This is a genomic window from Bacillus sp. Au-Bac7, from assembly GCF_021341655.1.
Taxonomy (GTDB): domain Bacteria; phylum Bacillota; class Bacilli; order Bacillales; family Cytobacillaceae; genus Niallia.
The window spans coordinates 1-6,640 of record NZ_JAJTTG010000036.1 but is presented as its reverse complement, the minus strand read 5'-3'; the positions used below and the strand labels follow the sequence as shown (position 1 = coordinate 6,640).

Here is a 6,640-nt window from a genome sequence, read left to right as displayed (position 1 = left end):
TTATCAAGAGTAAATTACTAAAAATCCATTAACATCAATGTTTTTACTTTAAGAACATATATTTAACGTGTTAAATCAAATGAAAAAATACAATGTAATTATTAGATGACAATTGATTACGGTCAGAAGAATGTACCACAAATAAAAAAACTAATTCCTTTTTATTTTATCGAGGAATTAAGCTTTTGACCTGCAACAATCACGCCCAATTTCGGAATATCTATAATATGATTTCGATCTTAAATTATCTACTTTAACTGACGCTACCTGCTCGTTAAAGAAGACCTATTTAAAAAAGTTTATACTGCACCTGCCTTTATTATGTAAGTAAAAGTAGTAAAGCTTTAAATTGGTTTTCAAAAAAGTAGGGTTGATTATTTCTTTTTCATCAATTATTATTGTGTTATTATCACAATATGAGAAAGGAGGCAAAAAGTAATGGGAATTGATTTCATTAATGTCGAGTTTAGAAAGCATGTAAAAGTTTCAGGGGATTTAGGTACAACGGGATCAGTATGTCCTTTTTCACAAAAACAAAAAATGGAAACACTACCGGAAAACTTTTTGCCTCCTTTTATATAATGGGCAAAAATTTATGAATCTATTGCATTTGTAAAAATGCATACGAATGATTAGGCACCGGTTGTTAAACTGGTGCCTTTTTTTTGTTTGATCAGTTCAGTTAGTTTGGAGAACCGAATCTTTAATCATGCTGTAGAAATATGGTGAGTTCGTTGATTTGGTTTTACAATATAAATAGATATGAGGTGAGGTTTATGGTGAAAGCAGTGGATTTAGCCTCCTAAAATCACAATATATTTTAGGAGGAAATAAAATGAAAAAGGATAGTAAATCTAAAGAAATGATTCAATCTGAAAAAAGGGGTTCTACTAGGCTTTTAATGATGGTACTCTCCCTATCTGTACTTGTAGCTGCAATTACGGTTGATTTAGTCAATCCCGTACTTCCACTAATAAGCAAAGATTTAGAAGCTTCGAAATCTCAAGTGAGTTGGATAGTTAGTGGTATTGCACTTGTTCTTGCGATTGGAGTTCCGATTTATGGTCGAATCTCAGACTTTTTTGAGTTACGAAAGCTATATATCTTTGCCATTATGATTCTGGCAAGTGGTAGTCTTTTATGTGCAATTGCCCCGAACCTCCCATTGTTGGTTTTGGGAAGAATGGTTCAGGGTGCTGGGATGTCCGCAATTCCAGTTCTATCAGTCATTGCAATTTCGAAGGTTTTCCCACAAGGAAAACGTGGGGGAGCTTTGGGAATTATCGCAGGAAGTATTGGTGTTGGAACTGCTGCTGGTCCAATATTTGGTGGAGTAGTTGGTCAATATTTAGGGTGGAATGCCTTGTTTTGGTTCACATTTTTGTTAGCCATTATGATTGTTATTGGTGCCTACTACGCGTTACCGACAATTAAACCGGCAGAATCCGTAGGAAGCAATAAGAACTTTGATTTCATTGGTGGTTTATTCCTCGGCCTCACAGTAGGATTACTCCTTTTTGGCATCACTCAAGGAGAAACTTCTGGTTTTTCTTCGTTCTCATCGTTAACTAGCCTAATTGGTTCTGTTGTAGCTTTGGTGGGATTTATTTGGAGAATTGTTACCGCAGAAAATCCATTTGTACCACCTGTCCTGTTCAATAACAAGGATTATGTCAATACGGTCATAATTGCATTTTTTTCGATGTTTGCTTATTTCGCTGTTCTTGTGTTCGTCCCATTACTAGTCGTTGAGGTGAATGGACTCTCTTCTGGACAGGCTGGAATGATATTGTTGCCAGGTGGTGTGGCTGTTGCAATCTTATCTCCCTTCGTTGGCCGTCTTTCTGATCGATTTGGGGATAAACGTCTGATAATTACTGGGATGACTCTGATGGGGCTGTCTACCTTATTCTTGTCCACCTATGCATCTGGTGCTTCACCTCTGTTAGTTTCCGTGGGGGTCCTCGGAGTAGGGATTGCTTTTGCATTCACGAATTCTCCCGCAAATAACGCCGCAGTAAGTGCACTCGATGCAGACAAGGTTGGTGTCGGAATGGGGATTTTCCAAGGTGCTTTGTACCTTGGAGCAGGAACTGGAGCAGGTATGATTGGAGCATTATTATCCGCTCGACGTGATGCTACTGAGCCGATAAATCCATTATATATATTGGACGCTATGTCCTACTCAGATGCGTTCCTTGCAGCTACAGGGGCAATACTCATTGCCTTAATAGCTGGATTAGGTTTAAAAAAGCGTGGGTAATAACTTAGTTATGTAAAGATTAGTTATTGTTTAGTTCATCTTCTATAGTTTAAGCTGTAAATAAATAGCTTAGGAATCACGCAAATTTGAATTTCTTAGAATAGAATACTTTTAAGTAACTCAACTTTCGTACACTGTTTTATTGGTGCGAAAGTTGAGTATGTTAAGGATGAAACAATGAAAACATTGGTGATCGTTTCTCACCCAGATATGCCAAATTCTCGAATCAATAAAGTTTGGGTAGAAAAAGCAGCGTCTTATTCAAACGAAATTACCATTCATGATCTTTATAGAGAGTATCCTGATTTTATTATAAATGTAAAAAGAGAGCAGGAATTAGTTGAAAATCATGATAATATTATTTTTCAATTTCCATTATATTGGTATAGTTCTCCTTCATTATTAAAAAAATGGATCGATGAAGTGATTATATATGGATGGGCTTACGGATCAAAGGGTAAAAGAATATTTTATAATCGAAAATTAGGATTAGCTATATCAGCTGGCGTAAAAAAAGGTGAATTTACAAGTATGGGTAAAAACAAGCATACATTAACCCAGATGTTAACACCATTCAAATCTTTATGTGCATAGATTCATGCTGAATATGTACCAGAGTTTGTACTTTACGGTGCTAATTCGGATATGAAGGGCGAAGAGATACAGAAAAGTGCTAATGAGTATTTGCAATATATTAAAAAGTATTATTTAAGAGCATAAAACACTTCTGCGATCATGCCAACAATACTAGAAGAAAGCCCATTTCCCCTTAACACATTTAGGGAAATGGGCTATTGAAGTTATTGAAGGTTTTAGCGATTTCATTTTAGGTAGCCAATTCAAAGTGCCCAATAAATTCCAAGAAACACAAATCTGCTAAAACAGCTTGCCATGTAATTTTTGAACTTGATCCTTTAACCGTTCATTCTCTTCTTCTAACGCCTTTATACGGCTTTTTAAGGTTTTTATTAATACGTCCTCTGAACGAGGGCTTTTACTAGGTTTACGGGGGGTTAACTCACTTATCTGCATCCCTCTTAATGTCTCCACTCTAGTTCTAATATCTTTTTGTTTGTAAAGCCATGACTTTGAAACATTTGCTTTTTGTGCAACGGAATTAAAATTAATCTTCTCTTCTTTCAATGCCATCTCTGAAATTGTCTTTTCAACCCTAATTCTTGTTTTCTCCGACTTGTCTTTAGCTAGCTGAACTATGGCAGTTGTGTTACCTTTTCTAATCATTTTAATTCGTCTCCTTTAACGAATGAATAATCTGTTCTAATCTATTTTTAACACGTTCATTGGTTTCAACCTGACGCTGCCATTGGTTTTGTTTAGCCCTATTTAGTATTTCTTTAGTTCGCTCTAAGTGCTCTTCATGTTCAGTAAGAAATTGTTTACTTGTACAGAAATTCGTACAATCTAAACATGCATTTGCGTGAGGACATGGTCCTGCAATTACTGGTAACCGACAATAGCCATTAGGAAGTGCCTGTGCATTGATATTCTTTTTAAACCATTGAAGATCTGTATTGTCAGCTTCAGTATTTTCCTCACTTAAATCCAGAATGCTACCGTTATTCGTTACTAAGGTTTCCTTAAATTTCGTAAATTCCTTCTTTAGGGTTTCATCAAAAATATGTGCATATCTTGCCGTCATTTCCGGTGATTCGTGACCCAAGAACTTCTGGACAATATGTTGTGGCACTCCGTTATTTATCATTCTAGTGCCAACTGTATGCCGAAAGGCATGAGCATGAAAACGAAAAATTTCTCCGTTGCTGTCCGTTATCTTTTCTTCATAAGCTAGTTCATTTAATTTAACCCTAAAGGTATCTTGTTTCAATGGTGAGCAATCTTTTCGGGGAAACACATATACACATCCATCATCGAGTTCATCAGCCACCCTTTGCTCTTGAACTAATATCAATGCAGCAATTTCTTTAGAAATAGGAATGATATGCTCTTTCTTCATTTTCCACTGATAATACTTTAAAAAGCAATCCCCTTCTTTATCGGTTATGACGCTCCCTTTTTTCAATGTACAAAGTTCACTGATACGCATCCCGCATTCTTGAAGTACCATAACCATTGTAGCAATATAAGGTTCCAATTTATCTAATTTCCCATTTAATTGTTCAAGTATATGTTCATCAATATAACGTGGTAGTGCCTTCGGCACTTTAGGGTAATCTTCTTGAAAGATAAGGATCTTAGAAGGTGTATCCTTCCAGTCATATCTTTGAATTGTAGTAAAAAAAACGTCTAAAGTAGATATTCGTCCAGTTACAGTACTGGGTTTTAAACCTTTTAAATTAATATAATTAAAATATTGCTCAATTTCATTTCTAGTTAATTGATGAATCCTTTGTATACCTTCACAATTTTTGTTCATGAAATTAAAAAATTCTTTTAATTTTGAAGCTATATCTACTACGTGAGAAAAGCTAGCTGTGTTTAACATTAGTTTACAATATCGCTTAACTATTTCTTTAAAATAATTATTCTTAAAACCCTTAAAGTTGATCGTATATTCGTAGGATGTTGGGTTTACCTTATCTTCCGGTAATGATAATTTTCTTCGATTCCAAACATCTTTTTCCCATTCTTCCCCATCAAAATAGAAGTCCTCATAGAATTCCATAAACTGCTTAAGATGAGTAACGTAATAGGAATTCGCATGTACAGTAACTTTCTGCTGATTTACATCAAGTTTGTAATTAGTAGTCGTAGTTTTTACTTTTTGTTCTGTTAAGTAGGTCCGGTATTCTGTCAAAGCTTTTTTTATAGGCACTTCGGTTATCGATGTAATATTAGGATATTTTAAATTTAAAAATCCCATCATCCGGCTTATCACTGTTCCCTTTCTAATCCAAACGGATTTTGCATTCCAAGCTCCATTATTCAAGTGAAGGTAATAAAAATATTTTAATTCTGTTTTCAACCAGACATTTTCCACCTTATCGAAATTTACCCAACGATTTCTTAGTGACGGATTCTTACTTAACTCAATTGCACTAGGATGCGGACAAATTCTTATATCCCATCTATCTGCTGCCCAATAACCTTTTAAAACACTTGTCATATTAGCTATTTTTTTATTAATCTCTGTACTAGCGATAAGCTTTCGATTAGTTGCTACACTTGGAAATTTCATTGTCATGTTTCTCTCCCTTGAAGATACTTTTTATATTCATTCTTCATATCTTGATCAGAAAGATGAACATACGTATCAAGTGTTGTTTGTACATGGGCATGCCCTAATCTTTTTTGTACATATGCAGCATCCCATCCACTTCTAATAAGCTCTGTGGCATGCGTATGACGTAATATATGGGCAGTGAAAGTAATCCCTGTCCGTTTTCCTAGTCTTCTTATTAAGTCTAATACACTTTGATATTTTAGAGGGTGGCCAAAATAAGAATCTTTAAGATTAATAAATATATAATCATGATCTAAATCTTCCCCATATTCATGTACTAAGTAATCGGTATATAATGCCATTAATTCCTTACTTACATCAATAGTTCTTTCTTTTTTAAGTTTAATATAAGCTCCATTTTCATTATGATCTCTTGGCCTGATGTTAATCTGGTTATCCCATGTTGAAATATCTTCAATACGAAGGGATAATGCTTCTCCTATCCGAAGTCCCCCTTCATACATAAGCATAATAAGTAACTTATCTCTTTTGGTATGACATGCCTCAATTATTGCTTTGACTTGTCCATGTTCTAATACTTGTACAAGTTTCTTTTTGACCCTAAGCTTTAAAATATTTTTTTTATAGGATCTACCTTTAGAAATATGGTGAAGAAACCCCTTAAAGTTTCTTCCTCTTGCTTCTTTAGACATATCTATAGCTTTAAAATTTTCTGTGCGATTTAAATACTCTAAGAAACTAGTTACAGCGTTAAGTATGGAATTAACTGATGTTTCCTCTCTTTTAGCCTTCTTTGGTTGTATATCTATTACCTTTAAATGCCCTGCTGGATTTCTTAACCATCCTACAAAGTTTGCTAAATCCTCAAATTGTAAATCTCCTAATTCGATTCTACTTTGGCTCATAAATTCATAAAACAGCTTGAGATGATAACAATATGTTTTAATGGTATTTGGAGCTTTGCCCGTATTATCCAAGTACTTTATAAATCGCTTAACCGGTTCTATCACTTCAAATTCTTTATCTAGCAGTATGTATAACGGATATGATTTTTCCTCCACAATTACTTTCTGAACCTTCATCTTTCCACCACCTTTAAATACTTTAACTACTATTAATAATACCCTTATATATTTAATAGTTAAAGCACTGTAATTAAAAAATCCTAAACTTCGAGTACTTAGAGTACTCTAGTTTAGGATACTATGTTTAAA

Annotated in this window: 6 protein-coding genes; 3 read left to right on the top strand and 3 right to left on the bottom strand. The window is 34.5% G+C overall.

The features are described from left to right. Positions 1 to 438 precede the first annotated feature (438 nt). The 3 genes from LXM54_RS27515 (at position 439) to LXM54_RS27505 (ending at position 2,857) form a co-directional block, all read left to right on the top strand. The gene (locus LXM54_RS27515) at positions 439 to 582 is read left to right on the top strand and encodes a hypothetical protein (protein ID WP_002360221.1); all 144 of its coding nucleotides are present in this window, start codon (positions 439 to 441) and stop codon (positions 580 to 582) included. Between the two features lie 253 nt (positions 583 to 835). Then, the gene (fexA, locus tag LXM54_RS27510; protein ID WP_040928540.1) at positions 836 to 2,263 is read left to right on the top strand and encodes a chloramphenicol/florfenicol efflux MFS transporter FexA; all 1,428 of its coding nucleotides are present in this window, start codon (positions 836 to 838) and stop codon (positions 2,261 to 2,263) included. A 177-nt stretch (positions 2,264 to 2,440) separates the two neighbouring features. Next, entirely contained in the window at positions 2,441 to 2,857 is a 417-nt protein-coding gene (locus LXM54_RS27505; RefSeq protein ID WP_000855243.1) for an NAD(P)H-dependent oxidoreductase, read from the top strand. Positions 2,858 to 3,139: 282 nt separating this feature from the next. Here the strand turns inward: LXM54_RS27505 and LXM54_RS27500 are convergent, their stop codons facing one another. The 3 genes from LXM54_RS27500 to LXM54_RS27490 are packed head-to-tail and all read right to left on the bottom strand — an operon-like array spanning position 3,140 to position 6,508. After that, positions 3,140 to 3,505 carry a DUF6262 family protein gene (locus tag LXM54_RS27500; protein ID WP_000619629.1) on the bottom strand — a complete coding sequence of 122 codons (366 nt, stop codon included), beginning with the start codon at positions 3,503 to 3,505 and terminating at the stop codon, positions 3,140 to 3,142. A gap of 1 nt (position 3,506) precedes the next feature. Next, positions 3,507 to 5,420 carry a tyrosine-type recombinase/integrase gene (locus LXM54_RS27495; protein ID WP_029658482.1) on the bottom strand — a complete coding sequence of 638 codons (1,914 nt, stop codon included), beginning with the start codon at positions 5,418 to 5,420 and terminating at the stop codon, positions 3,507 to 3,509. A gap of 2 nt (positions 5,421 to 5,422) precedes the next feature. Further along, positions 5,423 to 6,508 carry a tyrosine-type recombinase/integrase gene (locus LXM54_RS27490; RefSeq protein ID WP_000867971.1) on the bottom strand — a complete coding sequence of 362 codons (1,086 nt, stop codon included), beginning with the start codon at positions 6,506 to 6,508 and terminating at the stop codon, positions 5,423 to 5,425. Positions 6,509 to 6,640 lie beyond the last annotated feature (132 nt).

Bases quoted from the DNA above. Each gene is read 5' to 3' on its own strand.
- LXM54_RS27500 (WP_000619629.1), bottom strand. From the start codon at position 3,505: ATGATTAGAAAAGGTAACACAACTGCCATAGTTCAGCTAGCTAAAGAC.
- LXM54_RS27495 (WP_029658482.1), bottom strand. From the start codon at position 5,420: ATGAAATTTCCAAGTGTAGCAACTAATCGAAAGCTTATCGCTAGTACA.
- LXM54_RS27490 (WP_000867971.1), bottom strand. From the start codon at position 6,508: ATGAAGGTTCAGAAAGTAATTGTGGAGGAAAAATCATATCCGTTATAC.
- LXM54_RS27515 (WP_002360221.1), top strand. From the start codon at position 439: ATGGGAATTGATTTCATTAATGTCGAGTTTAGAAAGCATGTAAAAGTT.
- fexA (WP_040928540.1), top strand. From the start codon at position 836: ATGAAAAAGGATAGTAAATCTAAAGAAATGATTCAATCTGAAAAAAGG.
- LXM54_RS27505 (WP_000855243.1), top strand. From the start codon at position 2,441: ATGAAAACATTGGTGATCGTTTCTCACCCAGATATGCCAAATTCTCGA.